Source organism: Paraburkholderia sp. RCC_158 (assembly GCF_041355255.1).
GTDB classification, from domain to species: domain Bacteria; phylum Pseudomonadota; class Gammaproteobacteria; order Burkholderiales; family Burkholderiaceae; genus Paraburkholderia; species Paraburkholderia graminis.
Map to the genome: position 1 here is coordinate 282,734 of NZ_JBFUPM010000002.1, position 23,596 is coordinate 306,329.

The following is a 23,596-nucleotide window of genomic DNA, read 5'->3' on the forward strand; positions in this document are numbered from 1 at the left end:
CGCGACATACGTCGCATGGCAACTGGAAAAGGTCCATCAGGCTCTTATGTCTGACATCCAATTAGCGTCAGGCGCACCGGGAGCGACGCCGCCAGGCAGCGCCTCGCAGCAGAAAGCGCCTAGCCGCGCCGGCGACGTGATCTTCGGCGGCCTTGCGCGCCTTGCCGCCATCGTTACGCTGTTGCTGCTCGGCGGCATCATTGTGTCGCTCGTCGTCGCCTCCATGCCGTCGATCAGGCAGTTCGGCCTCAGCTTCCTGTGGAACGCCGAATGGGATCCGCCCAGCAAGCAGTTCGGCGCGCTGGTGCCGATCTACGGCACGATCGCCACGTCGATCATTGCACTCATCATCGCGGTGCCTGTGAGCTTCGGCATCGCGCTCTTTCTGACCGAACTCTCGCCCGCGTGGCTGCGCCGGCCGCTCGGCATCGCGATCGAACTGCTGGCCGCGATTCCGTCGATCGTCTACGGCATGTGGGGTCTGCTCGTGTTCGCACCGATCTTCGCGACGTGGTTCGAGAAGCCGCTCGGCGCGGTGCTCGGCGGCATTCCGGTGATCGGCGCGCTGTTCCAGGGCGCGCCCATCGGCATCGGCATTCTGTGCGCCGGCGTGATCCTCGCGATCATGATTATTCCGTACATCGCCTCGGTGATGCGCGACGTCTTCGAAGTCACGCCCGTGCTGCTGAAGGAATCGGCGTACGGCATCGGCTGCACGACGTGGGAAGTGATGTGGAAGATCGTGCTGCCCTTCACGAAGAGCGGTGTGATCGGCGGCGTGATGCTCGGCCTCGGCCGCGCGCTCGGCGAAACGATGGCCGTGACCTTCGTGATCGGCAATACGAATCTGCTCGACAACGTGTCGCTCTTTTCGCCGGGCAACAGCATTACGTCGGCGCTCGCCAATGAATTCGCCGAAGCCGATCCGGGCCTGCATACGTCGGCGCTGATGGAACTCGGCCTCATCCTCTTTGTGATTACCTTTATCGTGCTGGCGATTTCCAAGGTCATGCTGCTGCGTCTCGAGAAAGGGGAGGGCGCGAAATGAGCCGGACCACCTTGAACATGCCGGGTTCGAACGACGCGGCCGCGCTCGAAAAAATGCGCGTGCGTCTGCAAGGACGCCGCCGCCTGCAAAACGCGATCGCGTTGACGCTGTCGCTCGCGGCAATGGCCTTCGGTCTGCTGTGGCTGGTCTGGATTCTGTACACGACGCTGCGCCTCGGCATCGGCGGCTTGTCGGTCGAACTGTTCACGCAGTCTACGCCGCCGCCGAATACCGATGGCGGCGGTCTCGCCAACGCGATCGTCGGCAGCTTGATGCTGGTTGTGCTCGCAACGTTCGTCGGCACGCCGATCGGCATTCTCGCCGGCGTCTATCTTGCGGAATATGGGCAGAAGGGCTGGCTCGCGAGCGTCACGCGCTTCATCAACGACATTCTGTTGTCGGCGCCGTCGATCGTCGTCGGTCTCTTCGTCTATGCGCTCGTCGTGGCGAAGATGGGCCACTTCAGCGGCTGGGCCGGCGTGTTCGCGCTCGCGCTGCTGCAGATTCCGATCGTGATCCGCACCACCGAAAACATGCTGAAACTCGTGCCGAACGCATTGCGTGAAGCGGCGTTCGCACTCGGCACGCCGAAGTGGAAGATGGTGCTGTCGATCACGCTGAAGGCGTCGATTGCGGGCATCGTCACCGGCGTGCTGCTCGCTGTTGCACGCATTGCAGGCGAAACCGCGCCGCTGCTTTTCACCGCGTTGTCGAACCAGTTTTTCTCGGCGGATATGAGCCAGCCGGTGGCCAATCTGCCGGTCACGATCTACAAGTTTGCGATGAGCCCGTTCGCGCAATGGCAATCGCTCGCGTGGGCCGGCGTCTTCCTGATCACGCTCGCGGTGCTGGGACTGAACATCCTCGCGCGCACGATCTTTTCGAACAAGTAAGGGCGGAGTGTAATCCGATGAACATGGCAGAAACTCAACTCAATCCGATCTCGCGTCCCACTGCGCCCGCCGGTTTCGATCCTGCAGAAAGCGGCCAGGAGCCGTCGCCGTCGCGTCCGAAGATCGAGGTCAACGACCTGAACTTCTTCTACGGCAAGTATCACGCGCTGAAGAACATCAATCTGCAGATTCCCGAAGGCAAGGTGACCGCGTTCATCGGTCCGTCGGGCTGCGGAAAGTCGACGCTGCTGCGCACGTTCAACAAGATGTACGCGCTGTATCCCGAGCAACGCGCCGAAGGCGAGATCCTGATGGACGGCGAAAACCTGCTGACGTCCAAGCGCGATATTTCGCTGCTGCGCGCGCGCATCGGCATGGTGTTCCAGAAGCCGACGCCGTTCCCGATGTCGATCTACGACAACATCGCGTTCGGCGTGAAGATGTTCGAATCGCTGCCGCGCTCCGAGATGGACGACCGCGTCGAATGGGCGCTCACGAAGGCCGCGCTCTGGAACGAAGTGAAGGACAAGCTCGGCCAGAGCGGCTACGGTTTGTCGGGCGGCCAGCAGCAGCGTTTGTGCATCGCGCGCGGCATTGCGATCCGTCCTGAAGTGCTGCTGCTCGACGAGCCTTGCTCGGCGCTGGACCCGATTTCGACGGGCCGTATCGAAGAACTGATCGCCGAATTGAAGAGCGATTACACGGTCGTGATCGTCACGCACAACATGCAACAGGCGGCCCGCTGTTCGGACTACACTGCCTATATGTACCTGGGCGAACTGATCGAATTCGGCGACACCGAAAAGATCTTCATCAAGCCGGTCCGTAAAGAAACGGAAGACTACATTACAGGCCGCTTCGGCTAATTCGCCGGGCAAAACAACGGAGTACGACATGTCCGATAAACATTTGTCCAGCCAGTTCGACGCCGACCTGAACCTGGTTTCCTCGAAGGTGCTCGAAATGGGCGGCCTCGTCGAATCGCAGATCGTCAACGCGATGCAGGCGCTCAACGAATTCGACCTCGACATCGCCGAGCAGGTGATCGCCGCCGAAGAGCGCCTGAACAAGATGGAAGTGGAAATCGACGAGGAATGCAGCAACATCATCGCGCGCCGTCAGCCGGCCGCGCGTGACTTGCGTCTGTTGATCGCGATCTCGAAGACCATCACGAACCTCGAGCGCGCCGGCGACGAAGCAGAGAAAATCGCCAAGCGCACCAAGCGTCTGATGGAAGACGGCGCGTCGCGCACCATCAATATCGCCGAGATCAAATTGTCGGGCGAAATGGCGGTGTCGATTCTGCGCCGCGCGCTCGACGCGTTCGCGCGTCTCGACACGGTGGCCGCCGCGCAAATCGTGCGCGACGATAAAGCGATCGACGAAGAATTCCGCGCGTTCGTGCGCAAGCTGATTTCGTACATGACCGAAGATCCGCGTTCCATTTCGGTGGGCCTCGATTTTCTGTTCATTGCGAAGGCGATCGAACGGATCGGCGACCACGCGAAGAACATCGCCGAATTTATTATTTACATCGTGAAGGGCACGGACGTGCGGCACAAGTCGCGCGACGCGCTCGAACGCGAAGCGCTCAGTTAATCCAGAGATAAGGACCAGAGGTGCCGATGCCCAGCAGCATTCTCGTCATTGAAGATGAGCCCGCCATTTCCGAATTGATTTCGGTGAATCTTCAACACGCCGGACACTGCCCGATTCGCGCGTACAACGCGGAACAGGCGCAGAACCTGATCAGCGATGTACTGCCCGACCTCGTGCTGCTCGACTGGATGCTGCCCGGCAAGTCGGGCATTGCGTTCGCGCGCGACCTGCGCAACAACGAACGCACGAAGCACATTCCGATCATCATGCTGACCGCGCGCGGCGACGAGCAGGACAAGGTGCTCGGCCTCGAAATCGGCGCGGACGACTACGTCACCAAACCGTTTTCGCCGAAGGAACTGATGGCGCGCATCAAGGCGGTGCTGCGCCGCCGCGCGCCGCAATTGACCGAAGACGTGGTCGCGATCAACGGATTGAAGCTCGATCCGGCAACGCATCGCGTGGCCGCGCATGCCGAAGGCAGCGAGATCAAGCTCGATCTCGGTCCGACCGAATTCCGTCTGCTGCACTTTTTCATGACGCACCCGGAGCGCGTGCACAGCCGCACGCAACTGCTCGATCAGGTGTGGGGCGATCACGTGTTCGTCGAAGAGCGTACCGTCGACGTGCATATCAAGCGTCTGCGCGCGGCGCTCAAGCCGGCAGGTTGCGATGCTATGATCGAGACGGTCCGCGGCAGCGGCTACCGCCTGGCCAAGAGCGCCTGATCTCAGCTTGATCCTGCGCGATCTCTTGCAGCGGCGGCGCGCACGCCGTTTTCTTCGATCGTTTTAGACCATGAACATCATCTGGGCGCGCTCCGTCGTTTCGATCGTGCTGCTCGCCATCCTGTGCGTGGTGGTCGGCGCATTAGTGAACGTGAAGGCGGCATTGATCCTTGCGGTCGTCATGCTGCTTTTGCAGAGCCTCTTCGGCACTTTCCATAAAGAGCGTTTGTGGCGTTTGCTCGACGCGCCGGTGTACGGCGAAGTGCCGAGCGCCCCCGGCATCTGGGGCGAAATCTACTACCGTTTGCATAAGCTCGCGAAGCGCTGGCATGCGCAGGTGCGCCAGGTCGAGCAGCAGCATTCGCGCTTCATTCAGGCTATTCAGGCGTCGCCGAACGGCGTCGCGATGCTCGACGATCACGATCAGATCGAGTGGTGCAATGCCATTTCCGAAGAACATTTCGGGCTCGACGCGAAGCGCGATTTGCGTCAGCACATCACGCATCTAGTGCGTCAGCCGGACTTCGTGCGCTATCTGAATTCGCATCAGTACGAGCAGATGCTGATCATGCGCGGCATGGGCGAGAAGCGGCAGAACGTGCTGTCCGTGCAGGTGTTTCCTTATGGCGAGAATCGCAAGCTGGTGCTGTCGCAAGACATCACCGAGCTCGAGCGCACCGACGCGATGCGCCGCGATTTCGTCGCCAACGTATCGCATGAACTGAAGACGCCGCTTACGGTTCTGTCGGGCTTTCTCGAAACGATGCGCGAGCTGCCGTTAAGCGAAGCGGAACGCGCGCGTTATCTGGAACTGATGGAGCAGCAGGCGTCGCGCATGCGCCATATCGTGAACGATCTGCTCGTGCTCGCCAAACTCGAGGGCGACAACAAGCCGCCGAGCGATCAGATGATCGACATGCGCGCGGTGTTGCGGCATCTGCGCGACGACGCTGAAAGCCTGTCGAGCGACCACCACATCATCACATTCGAAGCGGACGAAGGGCTGACCGTGACGGGCGTCGAAACCGAACTTTTGAGCGCGTTCGGCAATCTCGTGACCAATGCGATTCGCTATACGCCCGACGGCGGCGCGATCAGGGTGAGCTGGCAGACGCAAGGCGGCGCCGCAGTGTTCTCGGTGACCGATAGCGGCCTCGGCATTCCGGCCGCGGACATTCCGCGGCTCACGGAGCGCTTTTATCGCGTGGATCGCAGCCGCTCGCGCGACACCGGCGGCACGGGCCTCGGACTCGCGATCGTCAAGCATGTGCTGCAACGGCACGACGCGCAGCTCGACGTGAAAAGCGAGGAAGGGCGGGGCAGTACGTTTAGCGTGAAGTTTCCGTTGTATCGCACGACGCGCCGGCAACCGGCACATGCATGACAGCGCCTCTGTCAAAGACAAAGCCCGCTAAGGAAGCCCGCTAACCAAGCGGGCTTTTTTTATGCATCAGCGCACCCGCATGTGGCGGGTGCCAACACTCACGAGCAGAACTTCGCCAGCAGACTCATCTGCGCGTTGCGCGACGACTTGCCGGGCCGCCGCCGACGATAATGCCCGTCGCTTTGCATGAGCCACGCCGACTGATTGTCGCCGAGAAACGCCGACAGCCCCTCGGCGATCACGCGCCGCTTCAGCCGCCGGTTATTGACCGGGAACGAGACTTCGACGCGGCGGAAGAAGTTGCGATCCATCCAGTCCGCACTCGACAGATACACCTGCTCGCGGCCGTCGTCGTAGAAATAATAGATGCGATGATGTTCGAGAAAGCGCCCGACAATCGAGCGCACCGTGATGTTTTCCGACAAACCCGGCACGCCTGGCTGCAACGAGCATACGCCGCGCACGATCAGATCGATCTTCACGCCCGCCTGCGACGCTTCGTACAACTCCGCGATCACCGTGGGTTCGAGCAACGCGTTCATCTTCGCGACGATGCGCGCCTTCTTGCCCGCACGCGCATGCTCGGCTTCGGCACGAATCGCCTCGACGAGTTTCGGATGCAGCGTGAACGGCGATTGCCATAACTCGTGCAGCTTAAGTTCGCCGCCAATGCCGGTCAGTTGCTGGAATACATGATGCACGTCCTCGCAGATCTTCTGGTCCGCGGTCATCAGGCCGAAGTCGGTATAAAGACGCGCGGTGCGCGGATGATAATTGCCGGTGCCGAGATGCACGTAACGCTTGAGCGTCGTCTTGCCGCCCACCGTCGCGCGCCGCACGATCAGCATCATCTTCGCGTGGCACTTGTGGCCGACCACGCCGTACACCACGTGCGCGCCGACCGCTTCGAGTTGCGAAGCCCAGTTGATATTCGTTTCTTCGTCGAAGCGCGCAAGCAGTTCGACCACGACCGTCACTTCCTTGCCGTTGCGCGCGGCTTGCATGAGCGCGTCCATCAGCGGCGAATCGGTGCCCGTGCGGTAGATGGTCTGCTTGATCGCGACCACGTTCGGATCTTTAGCCGCCTGCAACAGCAACTCGAGCACCGGCTGAAAACTCTCATACGGATGATGCAGCAGCACGTCGCCCTGGTCGATCACGTCGAACATGCTCGCGGCATTCGCGATATGCGCGGGAATAGCCGGAATGTGCGGCACGAACTTGAGGTCCGGCCGATCGACCATCTCCGGCAACTGCATCAAACGCACGAGATTAACCGGACCGTCCGCGTAATAACAGTCCTTGTTCGAGAGGCTGCTTTCGTCGAGCAGACGCCGCACGACATGCGCTGGCGTTTCCGCCGATACTTCGAGCCGCACCGCATTGCCCAGATGCCGCGCGGGCAACTCGCCCTGCAGCGCGACACGCAGATTGGTGATTTCGTCTTCATCGACGAAGAGTTCGCTATTGCGCGTGATGCGAAACTGATTGCAGCTACGCACGACGAGATTCGGAAACAGCTCGCCGACAAAGCGTTGCAGCAGCGAGCTCAGCAGAACGAAACCATGCGGATAGCCCGACAGTTCCTGCGGCATGCGCACGAGCCGCGGCAACGCGCGCGGCGCCTGCACGATGCCCATCATCGCCTGACGGCCGAAGGCGTCCTTGCCTTCCAGTTCAACGACGAAGTTCAGGCTCTTGTTGAGCACGCGCGGAAACGGATGCGCCGGATCGAGACCGATGGGCGTGAGCACCGGCAGCAGTTCGTCGAAGAAATAATTGCGCGCCCATTCGGTCTGCGCCTCGTTCCATGCTTCGGTGCCGTGAAAATAGATGCCTTCCGCTTCGAGCGCGGTAAGCACTGTGTCGTGCAACATCGTGTACTGCCGATGCACGAGCTTTTGCGCACGCTCGACCACAAGGTCGTACACATGCTGCAGCGACATGCCGTCCGGCGACAGCGCGCCGGGGTTGTCGCGCATCTGCTCCTGCAGTCCGGCCATGCGGACTTCGAAGAATTCGTCGAGATTGCTACTGGTGATGCAGATGAAACGCAGGCGTTCGAGCAAAGGAACGGCGGGGTCGGCAGCTTGCGCCAACACACGCTCGTTGAAACCCAGAATGCCCAGCTCGCGATTCAATAAGGGGTAGCGGATGGACATCGGCAGCGAGAATGGAATTTCGGGTATAGGGGCGGAAAGACGCTCGGAAATTCTCACAATATGATGACATTGTTATGACATTCTCAATGTTATAAATTCTACGCTGTCTTCCTCGCGTGTCGTCAAGCTGACGCAGTGAGTATGGGACCATGGGGCAACCCCATTTTCGCGAGGTGGACATCGTGAGCTCCGGTACGCTTAGAATGGCGTCTTTGAACAGCGCGGCCGGTCGCAAGGCGCCCGGAGTCTCGGGCGGAGGTTCCGCCTTGCTCACATCCACCGCTGCCGCGCTCGCGCGCATGGAGTCCGCATACCCGATGGTCAATACCCCACAACTCCTTGCCGCCGTCGATCTCGGTTCGAATAGCTTCCGGCTGATCGTCGGCCGCGTCGAGGAAACCGACGCCGGCAGCCAGATCTATCAGGTCGATGCGTTGCGCGAGCCGGTGCGGCTCGCCGCCGGATTGTCGCGCGACAAAATGCTCGACCGCGCGTCGCAGGTGCGCGGCTGGGACGCGCTCAAGCGCTTCGGCGAGCGGCTGCGCGACTTTCATCCCGATCACGTGCGCGCCGTCGCAACCAACACGCTGCGCATCGCGAAGAATGCCGGCGAATTCCTCGGCGAGGCGCAAGCGGCGCTCGGCTTCCCGATCGAAGTGATCGCGGGCCGCGAGGAAGCGCGGCTGATTTACGCCGGCGCTGCGCACTCGGTGCCGGCGAGTGCGGGCAAGCGGCTCGTGGTGGATATCGGCGGCGGGTCGACGGAGTTCATCATCGGTTCGCATTACACGCCGATCAAGATGGAGAGCCTGTATATCGGCTGCGTGAGCCATAGCCGCACGTTTTTCCCGGCAGGCAACGTCGACGAATACACGATGCGTCAGGCCGAACTCGCCGCGGGCCGGGAAATCCAGATCATTTCGTCCGAATACAAGAAGACCGGTTGGGAGCAGGCCATTGGTTCGTCGGGCACCGCGCGCGCGCTCGCCGAACTGGTCGAGGCAAACGGCTTCAACGATGCAGGTGTCACGCACGGCATTTCGCGCGGCGGCCTCGAGCGTCTGAAGCGCGCGCTGATCAAGGCGGAGAACGTCAACCGGCTGAAGCTCGTCGCGCTGAAGGGCGACCGCATTCCGGTGCTGGCCGGCGGTCTGTCGATCATGATCGCGGTGTTCGACGAACTGGGCGTCGATTACGTCGATACGACGGACGGCGCATTGCGTCTGGGCGTGCTCTACGACCTGCTCGGCCGTTCGCAGCACGAAGACATGCGCACGGTCACCGTGGAAGGCTTCATGCGCCGCTATGGCGTGGATCGCGCGCAGGCGGGGCGCATCGGCGAGCTTGCCGTGCGCTTCTACGATCAGTTCGACGAACCGGACGAAGAACGTCGCGTCGAGAATCGCATGTTCCTCGGCTGGGCGGCGGCGCTGCATGAGATCGGCTTGTCGATCTCGCACAGCGCGTATCACAAGCATTCGGCGTACATCGCGAGCAACGCGGACATGCCCGGCTTTTCGCGCACCGACCAGGCGCGGCTCGCGGCGCTCGTACTCGGTCACGCGGGCAAGCTCGGCAAGCTGTCGCAAACGCGCGAGGTCGAGTGGCCGCTGCTGTTCTGCTTGCGGCTCGCGGCGCTGTTGTGCCGACGGCGCGCGGATGTGGGTCTGCCTGGCATCTCGGTCGCGCAGGCTAACGGCGGTTATGAAGTGCGTTTACCGAATGAGTGGGTCGCTAATAATCCGTTGACCGACTACAGCCTGATCCAGGAAGCCGCGGAGTGGGAAAAGGTTGGGATTCCGTATCGAGTGGTTTATACGGACGAGTGACGCGTCCGTTCTTAGTTTGCCAGTCTTTGGCAAAGCAGCGAGCAGACGAAGAAAAGCCCGGTTTTTACCGGGCTTTTCTGTTCATGCGGAGGTTGTGCGCTCAGCGCGGCATTGCATCGCCGAGGAAGTGCCGCGCGTAACGCGCATTGATGTCGGACAGACGGAACAGCGTCAGGAAATCGGCCGTGTTGAAGTCGGGGTCCCATGCCGGCGCACCGCAAATTTTCGCGCCGAGACGCAGATAGCCTTTGACGAGCGGCGGCGGCGCGACGTTTGCGCCGGTTTGCAGTTCGTCGACGGGCAACGGCGTGTGGGGAAACGCGCGATATTCGGGCGCGGTCAGCGCGCTGTCGCGCAGCGAGCAATACAGGTTCGCTGCGTAATGGCCGCCGTCGACCATCGCGACGCTCGCGCAGCCGAGCATCGTCTCGTAGCCGTTGTGCTGCATGTAAGCCGCGAGGCCCGCCCACAGCGACATGATCACCGAGCCGCTGCGATAGTCGGGATGCACGCACGAGCGGCCTACTTCGACCATCTTCGCGCGCAGGTGCGTGAGACGCGAGACGTCGAACTCGCTTTCCGCGTACAGACGTCCGATGCGCGCCGCCTGGTGCGGCGGCAATGCGCGATACGTGCCGACCACCTTCAGCGTGTCGAGATCGCGCACCAGCAGGTGATCGCAGTACGGATCGAACGAATCCACGTCGAGACCGGCGGGACCGGAAAGGCGTGCGCCCATTTCATCGGCGAACACACGGTAACGCAGACGCTGCGCCTCGCGGAGTTCTTCGTCGGTACGAGCCCACGTGACTCGCAGCCGATGCTGCGCGGTGACCGTCTCTTCAGCGCGGGGCAGGCGGCGGGACTCGAAGATCGAAGCGAGGGGCAGGGTAGGCGTCGGCAGTTCTCGCATTGGGCGTCCTGGTCGAAAAAAGGATGAGTCTTTTTTCGCCAATGTAGTAACGCGTGGTGACGCTCGCATGGCAAAGCTGTGACGATTGGATGACTGCCTGTAAGGGGCAGTGGAGGAATCGTGCGGGGAGGCGGTTTGTGAGGCGCTCCTTGAGGCGCATGCGCGCTTGTTTTATGTGCTGCGGTGCTGCCGCTGCGGTCTTTGCGGTTTGCGGTTTGCGGCCGCGGTTTGCGCGCGGCCTGTGAACTGGTTCAGACCAGCTCGGGCGTGATGGCCGCATGCAGCACAGCTTGGTCGTCGCCGTGGCGCTCGCGGCTCGCGATCCACCATAGGCCGGCTTTCTTGATTGGCCAGCTTGCGTCGCTGCTCGCGAGCAGTCTCGCGGCGACGTGGCCGAGCGTCGGCTGATGACCGACGATCACCACCGTTTCGGCGATGCCTTTCGGCCAGCCGGCGGCGGTCAGCACATCGAGCGCACTGGCATTCGGCGCGAGTTCGCGCACGACGCGGTACTGGTCGCTCAGCGTCTCCGCGGTCTGGATGGTGCGCACGGCGGGGCTCGCGAGGATCACGGCGTCGTCGGGCAGGCGCGTGCGCAGCCACTTCGCGACGTTTTGCGCCTGCTTGCGGCCACGCGTGGTCAGCGCGCGGGCGAGATCCGTGGAGGCGTAGTCTTCGGCTTCGGCGTGACGCCAGAGAATCAGATTCATGCGGGCTCCTTTTCTCGAGTCTGAGTGCGGCGAGGGGCGCGGAGGGGCGGGTTTGGCGGTGTGCTCTGTCCGTGTCCACTGTCGCATGCGGGTGCGGCGGGTTGCAAGGCGGGTGAGGCGGCTTGCCTTGTCACCTCGTCTCGTCTCGTTGCTCGCGTCGAGCGTTCGAATGTCTTACTAGCAGATCGCGGTCCTGAATGCCGCCGGCGGCGGACGCCCAAAAGCAAAAACCCGCGAAGCCGAAGGCTACGCGGGTTCTGTGATGCGCTTAATGCTTGATGCCAATTTCGTGGTCGGAGCGAAAGGATTCGAACCTTCGACCCTCTGATCCCAAATCAGATGCGCTACCAGGCTGCGCTACGCTCCGACGAATCCGAGATTCTACGTGGCTTTAGGTGCCAGAGTCAATCGCGAATTGCGTCGGAGCAAAGTTAGCCGCGTCATATGCGCCCGAGCACCAGCAACACGATGACGATGATCAGCACGACGCCGAGCACGCCGGTCGGGCGGTAGCCCCAACCGCTGCTATACGGCCAGGTCGGCAGCGCACCGATCAGCAGCAGGATAAGCACGATGAGCAGGATGGTTCCGATCGTCATTTGAGTTCTCCCTCTCGGCCCGAAAGGGTGCTGGGCCGCAGTCTGGTTGATCCGGCGCACATTGCTTGTCGCGACAGGCGACGCGCAACGCACGCGCTCCTTGCAGCTTGCGAATCAGCAACGCGCGTGCCCAGGGAGTTGTCGAGGAGGGGGCGAGGGCGGGGCGAGGGGCGACGGTAGAGCGACGAGCAAGAGCGCCGCTTGGCGCACGGCCACGCGGACGAGATCACTCGACGATCAGCAGCGGATCAGGCGCCAGCTCCAGCGAACGCCTTCAAGGAACAAAATCACGCGAACAAAACGACACCGTCCCGCGAGCGCGGGCTCATCTGCAAACGACCGGCGCCAGCCGCGGTTTCAATGCCGGCGACGCATCCAATGCGGCATATGCGGATGCTGATGACTTATCCAGTGATGCAGCATGCCTTCGCCATGTTCGCGTCGATAGGTTCTCGATTCGAAGATGGATAGTGCCAGCAGCACCGCGAGGCCTACTCCGAGTCCGACCAGACCGGCGATCGATTCAGCGTCCATGGCAGTCTCCTTTCACGTTCGGCTGTGATTTTATAGTAGGTCAAGCATCGCGAAATGGCAGAGCCGGCTGCGCGCGCGGCGTCATGGAATGCGCGTTGCGGGTAGACTTCCGCGCTCCCGTCGTGCACACCTTTTCGTTAGAGAGATTAGCGTCTATGTTCCGCGTTTCGATGATTGCATTGCTGCTCGCCGCCGGTGTCGCCGGCTGTGCGGATGGACCGTCCGCCCATCACGCTGGCCCGCCGCAGGACCCCGCCGATTATCACGGCGTGCCCACCGATACCCACCCGCCCGCGATGGTGCCCGCGCCCGTCGCGCGCTGAGCCTGAGTTGAGTGTTCGTTAAGTTTGCGTCTGCGATAAAGCGAAGCGTCGATGCGGGCACACCGGCGCTTCTGACCCACGCACACTGTTTGCGCGGAATGCGAGGGCTGCAGGCATTCTAGAGCCGCGCCCTCGCGGGATATGTGTGCGCTTGTTTCAAGGCGTAACGCGGAAGGCGGCGAAGCGAGGGCCGGCCAATGGGGAGGCAATGGCGAGACAACAACGAGACAACAACGAGGCAACAACGAGGCAACAACGAGGCAACGACGAGGCAACGACGAGGCAACGACGAGCAGGGGCGAGGCAACCACGAGGCAACAACGAGGCAACGACGAGGCAACCGCGAAGCAACCGCGGCGCGGAGCGTATCCGCATTTTCGTGGGCGAGGCAACGACGAAGCAACGGCGGAGCAACGAGGAAGCAACGTAACCCCGCTACAGCTCGCATTAGCACGACACGCCCCCGAGGAACGACCAGCGCTTCCAAACTCAACCGCGGGCGACGGCGGGACGCAACGCCACATCGCCAGAGAAAACGCCCCTACACCCCCGCGCCCCCGACCCCACGCACCAGCCCCGGCAAATACCGCCCGAGCGTCACACCGCGCGCCGCCATGAAGACGAGCATCGCGGCCCACAGTCCGTGGTTGCCGTACAGCGCGAGCAGCGGCCACGACGCGCCGACGAAAACCGCGAACGACACGATCATCGACGTCATCAGTTCGCGCGTCCGCGTCGCGCCGATAAACACGCCGTCGAGCACATAACCCGCCACCGACACCACCGGCGAAAGCGCCGCCCACGGCAGATACAGCTCGGCCGTGGCGCGCACGCTGGCCTGATCGGTGAGACCTTCGACGATCCACGAACCCGTGCCCGCATACACCAGCGCGAAGCCGCACGCGCCGAGCGCCGACCACAGCGCCGTCACCTTGACCGCCTGCACGAACGCATGCCGGTCGCGCGCGCCGATCGCCGCACCGACGAGCGCCTCGGCCGCGTGCGCGAAACCATCGAGCGCATAAGCCATGAAGGTCTGAAAATTCAGCAGCAGCGCATTCGCGGCGAGCGTCGCGTCGCCTTGCCGCGCGCCGAGATGCGCAAACCATCCGAACGACAGCAGCAAACACAGCGTGCGCACGAAGATGTCGCGATTGAGCACGACGAGCCGCCGCAGAGCCGCGGCGTCGAAGAGCGCTTGGCGGTTCAGCGCAGGCAGACCGCGCGGCCTGCCGTGCCACAGCAGCGCCGCGCCGAGCACGAAGCCGAGCGCGTCCGCGGTGGCGGTGGCCGCGCCGATTCCGGCGACGCCCCAATCGAACGCATGCACGTACACGAAGACGGCGACAATGTTCACACCGTTGATGAACACCTGCGACAGCAACGCGAGCCGCACGCGCTGGGTCCCGAGCAGCCAGCCGAGCACCACGTAGTTGCCGAGCGCGAGCGGCGCCGCCCAGATGCGCGCATGGCAGTAAAGCCGCGCGTTGCGCTGCACGGCCTCGCTGCCGCCGATGGCGCGCAGCGCGTAATCGATGAGCGGCGCTTGCAGCGCGAGCACCGCTGCGCCGATCACGGCGGCGAGCAACAGCGCGCGCACCACGTTATCGCGCAGCCCGGCATCGTCGCGGGCGCCGTGCGACTGCGCGACGAGGCCCGTCGTGCCCATGCGCAGAAAGCCGAAACCCCAGAACACGAAGTTGAAAAAGAGCCCGCCGAGCGCGACGCCGCCCAGATACGACGCGCCGTCCAGGTGTCCGGCGACGGCGGTATCGACGGCGCCGAGAATCGGCTGCGTCAGATTCGCGAGGACGATCGGAAACGCAAGCGCAAGCACGCGGCGGTGCCAGCGCACCGGCGAGGCGGACGCGGGCGCGGGCACCGGCTGCGCGGCTTCGCTCAATGGCGTTCCTGCACGCACACCCACGGCGACACGACCACGGCCCACAGGTCAGGATCGCGCGCGGCGAAGTCGGCGGCGGTTTCCGCTTGCACACGCTCGACCAGTCCGGACGACAGCCATTGCGTGACCTGCGTGGTGTCGTCGCTGGCGATGGCTTCGGCCACGCTCACCAGATCGAGGTCGCTCGCGACGCGCAGCAGCATGCCGCGCGCAAAAAAGCGTTCCAGCTCCGGCCAGCCGATTTTCGCGGTTTCGGCGAGCAGTTTGGTGTACAGAGGGCTGTGGGTCGCGTCGTTGGAAGTCATCGTAAGCGGGGTTCTGGCGGGGGTCGATACTATAAACCATCGGCGCGGGCAGCCTGCGCGGCGCGCAGCGTTCCGCGGCGCCGGGCCGTTGGGCAGTGATTCGATTCTGAACCTTCATGTCGCGCGGTTCAACGGCGTGAGCGGCTCATAAAAACCATTGCCGCGCGAACGGATTATGACTTTCGGCCGACTTGTGCAGCGACGTTCAAACGATTAACATCTGATTATTAATTATGAGCAGACGATTTTAATCATGCGGTTCTGTCTGTCTATTTAAAATTGGGACATTTCGCCAATTGCGAACTTCTGTGGAGGATATTCGGTCGGCACAGGCGCGGTCAATCACGCTAGTTAATAGAAATGGTGCGGTGGCGCACTAAGCGCTTTTCGCGGCACTGCCCGATGAGATCACGTCCGGCGTGTCCGCTCACGATCGCTGTAAAACTTTCCTCAGCCCAATACGCGCGGCCCGGCACGAGCATTGCTCCATGCGGGTCTCGGGCGCATTAGGCAAATTAGCTTATGAATTAAAGAGCCCGTTGATCAACAGATAAGAGCCCCGTGCACGGCTTTTATTCACCGAGTTTTGCGTTCACATAATGCGGAATCCGTGCGTCGCATCACACTGTTCGGATAATTAATATATTGCGCTTGTAAAAGCCGGTTGTTAAATTTCGTTCTGGCGCATGGTGAACCGGTCCTTTGCCGATATGCGCCGAACCCCCGTTAGCCCGGCCTCGCGCCGGGCTTTTTTTTGCCTGCTTTTTAACCGCGGTCACCGCGACGACATACCTCGCGCGGATCATTAAACTTACCTTTCCTTTCGTCGATTATGAACGGGGTAATCATTTTCGTCGCGCTGTGGCCGATTGCATTCGCGGCTTTGCTGGCCTTCGCTGCACGCATCGAACCGCGTTCAGGGCGCTGGCTGCGCCGTCGGCTGGATTCACCGCAATCGGGCGGCGCGGCCAGCGCGGCTTATTGCTTGCAGCGGACGACCATCGACCGGTTTTTCACGTTCGCGCCGAAAATGCCGCCCACGGTGCCGCCCGAGGTGGCGCCGTTATCCACATCTTTCGAGACGACGTCGTAGCCGTAATTGCCGCAGACTTCGCCCGCGCGTTTATAGCATTCGGCCCAGCTCGTGCTCGCGTCGCTGCCGCTGCAGTTGATCGCGAACCCGGTGTCGCCGCTCGGCAAGTAGGTCATGGTGGTGGTCGTGGAACAGCCGGCCAGGCTGCCCAGTGTCAGCACGCCGACACCGATCGCCGCGGCCGTCGCCACGGACGCCAATGCGCTCTTCATTACGGATTTCCTTACAGATGACGTGGCAGACGTGACGGGTGGCCACGTCTGCCGGATTGAGCGTTTATAGCACGCAGGGTTCCCCGCGCGACCGACGCCGCGGCGCGCCTAGCGCGGCGGCAGCGCGCGCGACGGGTCGATCGAGCGGCCCTGATAACGCAGCTCGAAATGCAGCATCACGCGGTTGGTATCGGTGTCGCCGATCTCCGCGATCTTCTGACCTTGCGCGACCGTTTCGCCTTCCTTCACGAGCAGCGCGCGATTGTGCGCGTAGGCGGTCAGATACTCGGCGTTGTGCTTGAGAATCAGCAGATTGCCGTAGCCGCGCAGTCCGTTGCCGGCATAGACGACGGTGCCGGCCGCCGCCGCGACGACGGGTGTGCCCGCCGGCGCGGCAATGTCGATGCCCTTCGAACTCGAGCCGTCGAAGCCGCGAATGACGCTGCCGCTCGTCGGCCAGATGAGCGAAATCGACGACGCCGGCGCGGACGACGGCGCATTGTCGCCCGGCGCGGGACGCGGCGCGGCGGACGCACTCGCGCTGCCACTACCGTTGCTGCGCACGGCGCCGCTCGTCGAAGCCACACCGTTGGGCGGCTCGACGCGCAGCACTTGTCCGACTTCGATGCTGTCGGGATTCGTCAGGTTGTTCCAGCGCGTGATGCTTTGCACCGATTGCCGGTGACTGCGCGCGATCTTCGACAGCGTGTCGCCCCGTTCGACGCGATAAAAACCCGGACCCACCGGCGCCGACCCGCACGCGGCGATGAGCGCCACCAACGACACGCACGCGAGTCGTTTGATCATTCTTGTTGTTTCAGGCATTGGACCTCGCAAAGCGCTGCCGCGCGCCGATCCCGATCACGCGGCAGGTGGATACAAAGCGTCCGATTCTAACGGTTTTGCGTTGCAGCATCGGAAAAGCGGCCAGGAAGGATGACGTCGCCCACTTTCTAACGACGCATGCTTCGCCCCGCTCAGGCCACAAACTCCGCCGCGCTCAGCCCAATTTGCCTACATGGATGCGCAAAGCAGCCGCCTCGGTTTTGCCCGGCTCGAGCCAGCGCAGCCCCATGCCGTTGTGAATCGCATCGGGCAAGCCGAGCCACGGTTCGACGCAATAGAAGTCCGACTCCGGCGCTTCCGTCCAGGTCGTCACCGCATACCAGGGCACGGAGTTCGGTCGTTGTAGATCGATCGTGATGACGCGGCCGAGGCCCGGCGCGATCAGCCGCACCGGTTGCTTCGGCTCGCCGGTCAGGCAATGGAAGCGGTCGTGAATGCGCGCTTCGTCGAGCGTGTAGCGCGCTTCGCCCGGCTCGGCGGCGCTGATCGAACCGTCGGCCTGCTGGAAACGCCGCTCGGTGGGCGGCAATTCCAGCGACGTCTCGCCGCGCTGCGTGTGCGGCAGCGTGAAGTAAAAGTGATGGCCGGCGTAGTAGGGCAACGGGGCATCGCCGGTATTGGTGGTGGTGAGCGTGACGTCGAGCGTTTCCGCGTCGATCAGCGTGTACGCGGCTTCGAAGCGAAAGCCAAACGGATAGCCGCCGCGCGTCGCCTCGCTATCGGTCAGCACGAGGCGCAGGCCGGCGCCGTGCACGTCGGCGTGGGCGTCGAACGGCAGGTCGCGCGCGAAGCCGTGCATGGGCAGCTCGCGCACCGTGCCCTGCGCATCGCGCCAATAACCGATCTTGCCGTCCACGCGATGGCGTCCGAGAAACGGAAACAGCAGCGGATTACCGCCGCGGATGCGCGCCGGCTGGCTCCAGTCGGCGTGGTCCGGCCAATGAATCACCTCCTCGCCGTCGATGAGCCAGGAAAGCAGACGGCCGCCGGCTTGCGGCGCAAAACGGAGCACGGAGGCGTCCTGGGCGATTTCGAGAATGTCCTGCTGCGGAGAAAGAGGCATGGTCGATGGCGTGATCAGTAAGTGTTGAGCCGGCGCAAGCCCCGCCGGCCGAGACGACGATTTTGCTCTGCTTTGGCCTACGGGGAAACCCTTCTCGGGAAATTGCGAGTGTCGCGAGTTGGCGGTTGTTGCCGATAATCCGTCTCACTGCCCGGTGACTTCTACCGCCGGGCGAGATCGCTCAGGAGGCGTCATGGATCTCGCAATGGCAATGGGTGTCGCGCTCTTCGGCATGTTCACCGCAAGTACCGTCTACTTCTTCTACAAGCTCGAGCGCTGATCCGGGCGTCCGCTCGCTGCGCGACGCGCGGCTTGCGATCCGTAAGCTTCGCGCGCTTCCAGGCGCGCTGATCGCACGTCTCGCCGTCAGACGATTGAAAGGGCTGCTGCTGGTCGGCGGCCCTTTTCGTTTTCGTTTCGCTGACAACTGTATCGAGTTGTGACGCAGCGCGTCAAAATTTCCCCGAATGTGGCCGAGGCGCTTGGCGCTGACTTGCCACCCAGGCATAATCGGTGCGCTTTTTGACGCGCCGGCTGATTCATTGTGCGGCGCGCTGTCCCCGACATCTTCCTTACAAGGACTGCCGCGTGAATCTGTCGTTTCTGATCTTCCTGAGCGTGCTGCAAGGCGTGACCGAACTCTTCCCCGTGAGCAGTCTCGGGCATACGCTGCTCATTCCCGCATTGTTCGGCATGCATATCGATAAGCACGCGCCGCAGTTGCTGCCGTTTCTCGTCGCGCTGCATCTGGGCACGGCGTTCGCGCTGCTGTGGTATTTCCGCGAGCGCTGGTGCGCGCTGGTGCGCGGCTTCTTCGCGTCATTCGGCGGACGCCGCAACGACGACGCGCACATGATGTGGGCGCTGATCATCGGCACGATTCCGGCGGGACTCGTCGGCCTGCTGCTGGAAAAGCGGCTCGAGCGCATCTTTCACGATCTGCGCATTGTCGCGATCGCGCTGATCGTGAACGGCGTGCTGTTGTGGGTGGGCGACCGCCTGCAGCGCTCGCGCGCGCATCAGGCGCCGGAAAAGATGACCTTCCGCCAGGCGTTTTTCGTCGGCCTCGCGCAGGTCGGCGCGCTGATTCCGGGCTTCTCGCGCAGCGGTCTCACGATGATCGCCGGCAACGCGGCGGGCCTCACCGCCGAGAAGGCCGCGGAGTTCTCGTTCCTGCTCGGCACGCCGATCATTTTCGCGGCCGGGCTGCTCGAACTGCCGAAGCTCTTCCATGCGCCGGGCCAGCTTGCGGACGCACTGCTCGGCGGCGTGCTGACCGCTATCGCCGCGTATCTGAGCGTGCGTTTCCTGATGCGCTATTTCGAAGGCCGCGGACGCCTTGCTTCCTTCGGCGTGTACTGCGTGATCGCGGGCATCGTGTTCCTCGGCTGGTTCGCATTGCATCCGCAGCCGGTCTGATAATGTTAAGGATGCCCGCCGCGTTCTGGCGGGCGCGGGGCGATCGGTTATAATCCGGGCCCAGTCGTGTGCGGCGGTAGCTCAATTGGATAGAGCACAGGTCTTCTAAACCTGAGGTTGTGAGTTCGATCCTCGCCCGCCGCGCCATCGTCTGCATGAAGAATCCCATCTACCGACTATCCGGCGATGGGATTTTTTTTCGCCCGCGTTTTCGTCAACCCCTGCGCCAATAAAAAAGGGCAGCCGAAGCTGCCCGTCGAAAGCCGCACCGCGCAGGCCGGCTGTTGCTTACCGTTGTGGCTCGCTATCGCGTGTTCCGCACGTTTCGCGCGTTCACTTTCACTGCCTGATGTTCAGCGCGGCGGTCAGGTCGCCCATCGGCTTGCCGCCGTTGGCGACGAGCGCGGCGTCGCGGGCCGCGATGCCCGGCAGCGTCGGCAGCGAGAAGCGATGCGTGATGAAGCGCAGGATCGACGTCGTGTCGTATTGCGTGTGATCGACGAAACCCTTCTTCGCGAACGGCGAGATGATGAGCGCCGGAATACGCGTGCCCGGACCCCAGCGGTCGGCCTTCGGCGGCGCGACGTGATCCCAGAAGCCGCCGTTTTCGTCGTAAGTCACGACCACCAGCATGTTGTTCCACTGCGGGCTCTTTTGCAGATGCGAGATGACATCGGCGATATGCTGGTCGCCCGACGCGACGTCGGTGTAGCCAGGGTGCTCGTTCAGGTTGCCCTGCGGCTTGTAGAACGTGACTTGCGGCAGCGTGCCGCTGTCGATCGCCTTGATGAACTCCGAGCCGCCGAGGCCGCCGTCGAGCAGATGCTGCGCGCGGTTCGCGCTGCCCGGCGCGAGGTCGGCGAAGTAGTTGAACGGCTGATGATGCGGCTGGAAGTTCGGCGCCGTCAGATTCGCGCCGTAAATCACATTCGACGTACCGTTCTGCGCCGCCGACAACGCCGCGCCCCACGCGCCGCCGTACCACGCCCACGACACCTTCGCGTTGTTCAGCAGATCGCCGATGTGCTGCTGCGTCTGCGCCGGCAACGTCGTGGCCGCGCCTGGGTCGGCGAGATTCGCGTCGCCGCCCGAGGCCGCCTTGTTGCCGCTCGGCTGATACGGCGGCTGCATCGTGTTGATCGCGAAGAAGTCGGGCGTGAGGTTGCCCGACAGCACGAACTTCGGCGGGCCGTTGAGCGCCGAAGCCGGCGAGTTCGACGCGAGCTTGAGCGTCACGCCGTCGCTTTCGACTGCCGAAATCGAGCTGGCCGCCGGGCTCTTGTCCGCGTTCGGATAGACCGGCGTGCACGCGCACACGAGCCACTGGTGATTCAGGAACGAGCCGCCGAATGCGCCCATGAAGAAGTTGTCGGCCAGCGTGTATTGCTGGGCGATTTTCCACAGCGGCAGCTTGTCGGCGTCGAGCGTGTAGTGGCCCATCACCAGGCCGCCCGAATCGGCCCATGCGGCGAACTTGTCGTTCTTGCCGCCGTCAATCTGCATCTGGTTTTCATAGAAGCGGTGGTACAGATCGCGCGTCGTCTTCGTGATCGGCGTGTTGAAGCCGTTGGGGTCGTCGATGGCGAACGGGCTGTTCGGCAAGTTCGCGGTCATCGCTTGCGTGACGACCGGCGTCACGCCCGTTTGCGTGAGACCGTTCCAGACTTGCGGCAGCGACGCGAGTGTCGAGCCGTCGCGGTCCAACTGCTTCGCAGCGGTCGCGCTGACGTTCTGCAAACCGTTCGCGCCCGGGAAGTTGCCATACAGATTGTCGAAGCTGCGGTTTTCCGCGTAAATCACCACGACCGTTTTGATCGAAGCGATGTCGGGTTGCGTGACCTCGTTGCCGCCGCACGCATACAGGCTTAACGCTGCGGCGATCGCCAACGGCGTCGCGCAGATCAGTTTCTTGTTCATTTATCTGGATTCTCTCTCTCGCGTTGGGGACGGGCCTCGGGCATTCCTTAATCCGATGACCGTGCGCAAAAGTGTGGCAATGCAATTTGACAGAAAGATGTATTCATTACGGATCGCTTTGAATCGGCGATGGCCGTCGGCTGGATGTCATTTCGACGACATACAGATGAAATACGCTCGCGGACTTCGATAGCGCACATTCACATCATTCATATGCGGCTCGGTTTGTCGGGGATCAGGAAGACGGTAGGGCGCGTGACGGCGCGGCGCGGCGTGCAAGCGGATGCCGATGCGGTCCACGCTGTGCGCACGGTGGCGGTTGCTCGCGGGCTCGGGTTTCGATTGGCGTCCACGATTGCATTGGCAGCCGTGGTGGTAAGCGCGGGGCTTGCAGGGTGCGATTCGGGCGCGAACGCGCAGTCGGGTTCGGCGTCGGCGTCGGCCGCCGCCTCCGCTGCGCAGCCGATGAAAGTGGCCGCTCATGAAGCCGCGCCGGCCGGCGGCCAAACGCGCGCGCAAGTCTACGAATCGGTGCGCAAGATGAGCGCGCTTGGCAAGCAACTGTTCTTCGATCCGTCGCTATCGGGCTCGGGCAAGCTCGCGTGCGCGTCGTGCCACAGTCCCGACCACGCGTTCTCGCCTGCCAACGCGCTGTCCGTGCAACTGGGCGGCAGCGACATGCATCGCGTCGGCATGCGCGCGGCGCCGACGCTCAAGTACCTGCAATCGGTGCCCGCGTTCGCCGAGCACTATCACGAGTCCGACGACGAAGGCGACGAAAGCGTCGACGCAGGCCCGACCGGCGGCCTGACGTGGGACGGCCGCGTGGATCGCGGCGGCGACCAGGCGCGCATTCCGCTGTTGTCGTCGTTTGAAATGGGCAGTTCGCCGGCGAAAGTCACCGCGGCGGTCAAGGCCGCGCCGTACGCCGGCGATTTCCGCGACGCGTTCGGCAAAGACGTTTTGGATAACGACGACGCGACCTTCAAGGCGGTGCTGCAAGCGCTCGAGACCTTCGAGCAGACGCCCGAGCTGTTCTATCCGTACAGCAGCAAGTACGACGCCTATCTGGCGGGCAAGGCTCAGCTCACGCCAGCCGAACTGCACGGCCTGCAACTTTTCAACGACGAGAAGAAGGGCAACTGCGCGAGCTGCCACATCAGTCAGCGCACGATGGACGGCGCACCGCCGCAGTTCAGCGACTTCGGCCTGATCGCGATCGGCGTGCCGCGCAATCGCGCGCTGCCGGTGAATCGCGATTCGCGCTTTTACGATCTCGGCGCGTGCGGCCCGGAGCGTACCGATCTGAAGGGACGCTCGGAGTTCTGCGGCATCTTCCGCACGCCGACGTTGCGCAACGTCGCGTTGAAAAAGAGCTTCTTTCACAACGGCATCTATCACTCGCTCGAAGAAGTACTGCACTTCTATGCCGAGCGCGACACGAACCCGGAGAAGTTTTATCCGGTTGTCAAAGGCAAGGTTCAGAAGTTCGACGATTTGCCGCGGCGCTATTGGGCGAATCTGAACACTGAGCCGCCGTTCGATCGGAAGCCGGGCGACAAACCCGCGCTCGACGACGCGGAAATCAAGGACGTGGTGGCGTTTCTGAATACGCTCACCGATGGGTATAAAGCGGGGAATTAAAGCGACGGGGCTTGCGGGATGGAAGTGCTACTTGCGTGCGAGCGCGTGGCCCGCTTGAATCGATTGGCGCCAGCAGCGCGCCGGTTTAGACGCGTGCGTCAGCGAGCATCAAGTAGCAGGCCGACAGCAGCATCGCAAAAGAGACGAGCAGACACGCGATGCCGGCGCGCGTCACGAAGTTGGGCCAGCGCGGCCGGCGAAGTCCGTCGATGCGGACGATAGGGCGCGCGAGACCGGGATCGCGGCGAATCGCGACGGGCACGAGCGCAAGGCAAAGCAGCGCGAGTGAGACAGCGGAGGTTTCGAGGGCAACGGAGAGTTCCATGATGGGGCGTTTGAAGTCGTTCAGCGTGAAGACGCAATACGGCCAATCATAGGAATGCGGGTTACGCGGGGATATGGGAGCTATCCTAAAAATGCCGACCTTTGCGTGCTTGCGGCCAACTGTCGCTGCGGACGGGCTCATTGCGGC

At 62.8% G+C, this 23,596-nt stretch carries 22 protein-coding genes and 2 tRNA genes; 11 read left to right on the forward strand and 13 right to left on the reverse strand.

The genetic code is table 11. From position 1 onward, the window contains the following. Positions 1-46 precede the first annotated feature (46 nt). The 6 genes from pstC to phoR all read left to right on the forward strand — a co-directional run bounded on the left by pstC (position 47) and on the right by phoR (position 5,652). A complete protein-coding gene (gene pstC / locus AB6809_RS05695) occupies positions 47-1,048 on the forward strand; it encodes a phosphate ABC transporter permease PstC (protein WP_029967734.1) in 1,002 nt (333 codons plus the stop codon). Next, positions 1,045-1,941, forward strand: a complete 897-nt coding sequence (gene pstA / locus AB6809_RS05700; RefSeq protein WP_006051988.1) for a phosphate ABC transporter permease PstA — start codon at positions 1,045-1,047, stop codon at positions 1,939-1,941. The genes pstC and pstA overlap by 4 nt, the downstream gene beginning before the upstream one ends. Positions 1,942-1,958: 17 nt before the next feature. After that, a complete protein-coding gene (gene pstB, locus AB6809_RS05705; RefSeq protein WP_029967733.1) occupies positions 1,959-2,807 on the forward strand; it encodes a phosphate ABC transporter ATP-binding protein PstB in 849 nt (282 codons plus the stop codon). Between the two features lie 28 nt (positions 2,808-2,835). Further along, positions 2,836-3,540, forward strand: coding sequence for a phosphate signaling complex protein PhoU (gene phoU, locus AB6809_RS05710; protein WP_006051990.1), 705 nt, complete (start codon positions 2,836-2,838; stop codon positions 3,538-3,540). Positions 3,541-3,566: 26 nt separating this feature from the next. Next, positions 3,567-4,268, forward strand: coding sequence for a phosphate regulon transcriptional regulator PhoB (gene phoB / locus AB6809_RS05715; RefSeq protein WP_006051991.1), 702 nt, complete (start codon positions 3,567-3,569; stop codon positions 4,266-4,268). A gap of 70 nt (positions 4,269-4,338) precedes the next feature. Continuing rightward, positions 4,339-5,652, forward strand: coding sequence for a phosphate regulon sensor histidine kinase PhoR (gene phoR, locus AB6809_RS05720; protein WP_006051992.1), 1,314 nt, complete (start codon positions 4,339-4,341; stop codon positions 5,650-5,652). A gap of 98 nt (positions 5,653-5,750) precedes the next feature. Here phoR and ppk1 read toward each other — a convergent pair whose 3' ends face one another. Continuing rightward, positions 5,751-7,814: a polyphosphate kinase 1 gene (gene ppk1 / locus AB6809_RS05725; RefSeq protein WP_006051993.1), complete on the reverse strand. Its 2,064-nt coding sequence runs from the start codon at positions 7,812-7,814 to the stop codon at positions 5,751-5,753. A 203-nt stretch (positions 7,815-8,017) separates the two neighbouring features. Here ppk1 and ppx point away from each other — a divergent pair, with 203 nt between their 5' ends. After that, on the forward strand, positions 8,018-9,643 hold the full coding sequence (gene ppx / locus AB6809_RS05730; RefSeq protein WP_035569800.1) for an exopolyphosphatase: 1,626 nt from the start codon (positions 8,018-8,020) through the stop codon (positions 9,641-9,643). Between the two features lie 100 nt (positions 9,644-9,743). Here ppx and AB6809_RS05735 read toward each other — a convergent pair whose 3' ends face one another. The 5 genes from AB6809_RS05735 to AB6809_RS05755 form a co-directional block, all read right to left on the reverse strand. Further along, the gene (locus tag AB6809_RS05735; RefSeq protein ID WP_006051995.1) at positions 9,744-10,556 is read right to left on the reverse strand and encodes a GNAT family N-acetyltransferase; all 813 of its coding nucleotides are present in this window, start codon (positions 10,554-10,556) and stop codon (positions 9,744-9,746) included. 251 nt (positions 10,557-10,807) lie between these two features. After that, positions 10,808-11,266: a histidine phosphatase family protein gene (locus AB6809_RS05740; protein WP_006051996.1), complete on the reverse strand. Its 459-nt coding sequence runs from the start codon at positions 11,264-11,266 to the stop codon at positions 10,808-10,810. A 290-nt stretch (positions 11,267-11,556) separates the two neighbouring features. Further along, positions 11,557-11,633: transfer RNA gene (locus tag AB6809_RS05745), tRNA-Pro, on the reverse strand. 73 nt (positions 11,634-11,706) lie between these two features. Continuing rightward, positions 11,707-11,865, reverse strand: a complete 159-nt coding sequence (locus AB6809_RS05750; protein WP_006051997.1) for a DUF3309 family protein — start codon at positions 11,863-11,865, stop codon at positions 11,707-11,709. Positions 11,866-12,222: 357 nt separating this feature from the next. After that, the gene (locus AB6809_RS05755) at positions 12,223-12,399 is read right to left on the reverse strand and encodes a hypothetical protein (RefSeq protein WP_006051998.1); all 177 of its coding nucleotides are present in this window, start codon (positions 12,397-12,399) and stop codon (positions 12,223-12,225) included. Positions 12,400-12,554: 155 nt separating this feature from the next. Between AB6809_RS05755 and AB6809_RS05760 the strand changes: the two genes are divergently transcribed. Continuing rightward, on the forward strand, positions 12,555-12,722 hold the full coding sequence (locus AB6809_RS05760) for a hypothetical protein (RefSeq protein WP_006051999.1): 168 nt from the start codon (positions 12,555-12,557) through the stop codon (positions 12,720-12,722). 541 nt (positions 12,723-13,263) lie between these two features. Here the strand turns inward: AB6809_RS05760 and AB6809_RS05765 are convergent. The 5 genes from AB6809_RS05765 to AB6809_RS05785 all read right to left on the reverse strand — a co-directional run bounded on the left by AB6809_RS05765 (position 13,264) and on the right by AB6809_RS05785 (position 18,144). Beyond that, positions 13,264-14,625 carry an MATE family efflux transporter gene (locus AB6809_RS05765; protein WP_029967727.1) on the reverse strand — a complete coding sequence of 454 codons (1,362 nt, stop codon included), beginning with the start codon at positions 14,623-14,625 and terminating at the stop codon, positions 13,264-13,266. Beyond that, positions 14,622-14,930 carry a DUF2288 domain-containing protein gene (locus AB6809_RS05770; RefSeq protein WP_006052001.1) on the reverse strand — a complete coding sequence of 103 codons (309 nt, stop codon included), beginning with the start codon at positions 14,928-14,930 and terminating at the stop codon, positions 14,622-14,624. The genes AB6809_RS05765 and AB6809_RS05770 overlap by 4 nt, the downstream gene beginning before the upstream one ends. A 978-nt stretch (positions 14,931-15,908) precedes the next feature. Then, the gene (locus AB6809_RS05775) at positions 15,909-16,235 is read right to left on the reverse strand and encodes a hypothetical protein (RefSeq protein ID WP_006052003.1); all 327 of its coding nucleotides are present in this window, start codon (positions 16,233-16,235) and stop codon (positions 15,909-15,911) included. A gap of 108 nt (positions 16,236-16,343) precedes the next feature. Continuing rightward, positions 16,344-17,060: a peptidoglycan DD-metalloendopeptidase family protein gene (locus tag AB6809_RS05780; RefSeq protein WP_029967724.1), complete on the reverse strand. Its 717-nt coding sequence runs from the start codon at positions 17,058-17,060 to the stop codon at positions 16,344-16,346. Positions 17,061-17,235: 175 nt separating this feature from the next. Continuing rightward, positions 17,236-18,144, reverse strand: a complete 909-nt coding sequence (locus AB6809_RS05785; RefSeq protein WP_029967723.1) for an aldose epimerase — start codon at positions 18,142-18,144, stop codon at positions 17,236-17,238. A 588-nt stretch (positions 18,145-18,732) separates the two neighbouring features. Here AB6809_RS05785 and AB6809_RS05790 point away from each other — a divergent pair. Together AB6809_RS05790 and AB6809_RS05795 are read left to right on the forward strand one after the other, a co-directional pair. Continuing rightward, on the forward strand, positions 18,733-19,563 hold the full coding sequence (locus AB6809_RS05790; RefSeq protein WP_006052006.1) for an undecaprenyl-diphosphate phosphatase: 831 nt from the start codon (positions 18,733-18,735) through the stop codon (positions 19,561-19,563). 70 nt (positions 19,564-19,633) lie between these two features. Then, a tRNA-Arg gene (locus AB6809_RS05795) sits at positions 19,634-19,710 on the forward strand. 192 nt (positions 19,711-19,902) lie between these two features. Here AB6809_RS05795 and AB6809_RS05800 read toward each other — a convergent pair. After that, on the reverse strand, positions 19,903-21,480 hold the full coding sequence (locus AB6809_RS05800) for an acid phosphatase (RefSeq protein WP_029967721.1): 1,578 nt from the start codon (positions 21,478-21,480) through the stop codon (positions 19,903-19,905). 213 nt (positions 21,481-21,693) lie between these two features. On the opposite strand from AB6809_RS05800, the gene AB6809_RS05805 reads away from it, so the two are divergent. After that, the gene (locus AB6809_RS05805; RefSeq protein ID WP_029967719.1) at positions 21,694-23,124 is read left to right on the forward strand and encodes a cytochrome-c peroxidase; all 1,431 of its coding nucleotides are present in this window, start codon (positions 21,694-21,696) and stop codon (positions 23,122-23,124) included. A gap of 85 nt (positions 23,125-23,209) precedes the next feature. Here AB6809_RS05805 and AB6809_RS05810 read toward each other — a convergent pair whose 3' ends face one another. Continuing rightward, on the reverse strand, positions 23,210-23,449 hold the full coding sequence (locus AB6809_RS05810) for a hypothetical protein (RefSeq protein ID WP_029967716.1): 240 nt from the start codon (positions 23,447-23,449) through the stop codon (positions 23,210-23,212). Between the last annotated feature and the right edge of the window lie 147 nt (positions 23,450-23,596).

Bases quoted from the DNA above. Each gene is read 5' to 3' on its own strand.
- pstC (WP_029967734.1), top strand. From the start codon at position 47: ATGTCTGACATCCAATTAGCGTCAGGCGCACCGGGAGCGACGCCGCCA.
- pstA (WP_006051988.1), top strand. From the start codon at position 1,045: ATGAGCCGGACCACCTTGAACATGCCGGGTTCGAACGACGCGGCCGCG.
- pstB (WP_029967733.1), top strand. From the start codon at position 1,959: ATGAACATGGCAGAAACTCAACTCAATCCGATCTCGCGTCCCACTGCG.
- phoU (WP_006051990.1), top strand. From the start codon at position 2,836: ATGTCCGATAAACATTTGTCCAGCCAGTTCGACGCCGACCTGAACCTG.
- phoB (WP_006051991.1), top strand. From the start codon at position 3,567: ATGCCCAGCAGCATTCTCGTCATTGAAGATGAGCCCGCCATTTCCGAA.
- phoR (WP_006051992.1), top strand. From the start codon at position 4,339: ATGAACATCATCTGGGCGCGCTCCGTCGTTTCGATCGTGCTGCTCGCC.
- ppk1 (WP_006051993.1), bottom strand. From the start codon at position 7,814: ATGTCCATCCGCTACCCCTTATTGAATCGCGAGCTGGGCATTCTGGGT.
- ppx (WP_035569800.1), top strand. From the start codon at position 8,018: ATGGCGTCTTTGAACAGCGCGGCCGGTCGCAAGGCGCCCGGAGTCTCG.
- AB6809_RS05735 (WP_006051995.1), bottom strand. From the start codon at position 10,556: ATGCGAGAACTGCCGACGCCTACCCTGCCCCTCGCTTCGATCTTCGAG.
- AB6809_RS05740 (WP_006051996.1), bottom strand. From the start codon at position 11,266: ATGAATCTGATTCTCTGGCGTCACGCCGAAGCCGAAGACTACGCCTCC.
- AB6809_RS05750 (WP_006051997.1), bottom strand. From the start codon at position 11,865: ATGACGATCGGAACCATCCTGCTCATCGTGCTTATCCTGCTGCTGATC.
- AB6809_RS05755 (WP_006051998.1), bottom strand. From the start codon at position 12,399: ATGGACGCTGAATCGATCGCCGGTCTGGTCGGACTCGGAGTAGGCCTC.
- AB6809_RS05760 (WP_006051999.1), top strand. From the start codon at position 12,555: ATGTTCCGCGTTTCGATGATTGCATTGCTGCTCGCCGCCGGTGTCGCC.
- AB6809_RS05770 (WP_006052001.1), bottom strand. From the start codon at position 14,930: ATGACTTCCAACGACGCGACCCACAGCCCTCTGTACACCAAACTGCTC.
- AB6809_RS05775 (WP_006052003.1), bottom strand. From the start codon at position 16,235: ATGAAGAGCGCATTGGCGTCCGTGGCGACGGCCGCGGCGATCGGTGTC.
- AB6809_RS05780 (WP_029967724.1), bottom strand. From the start codon at position 17,060: ATGCCTGAAACAACAAGAATGATCAAACGACTCGCGTGCGTGTCGTTG.
- AB6809_RS05785 (WP_029967723.1), bottom strand. From the start codon at position 18,144: ATGCCTCTTTCTCCGCAGCAGGACATTCTCGAAATCGCCCAGGACGCC.
- AB6809_RS05800 (WP_029967721.1), bottom strand. From the start codon at position 21,480: ATGAACAAGAAACTGATCTGCGCGACGCCGTTGGCGATCGCCGCAGCG.
- AB6809_RS05805 (WP_029967719.1), top strand. From the start codon at position 21,694: ATGCGGCTCGGTTTGTCGGGGATCAGGAAGACGGTAGGGCGCGTGACG.
- AB6809_RS05810 (WP_029967716.1), bottom strand. From the start codon at position 23,449: ATGGAACTCTCCGTTGCCCTCGAAACCTCCGCTGTCTCACTCGCGCTG.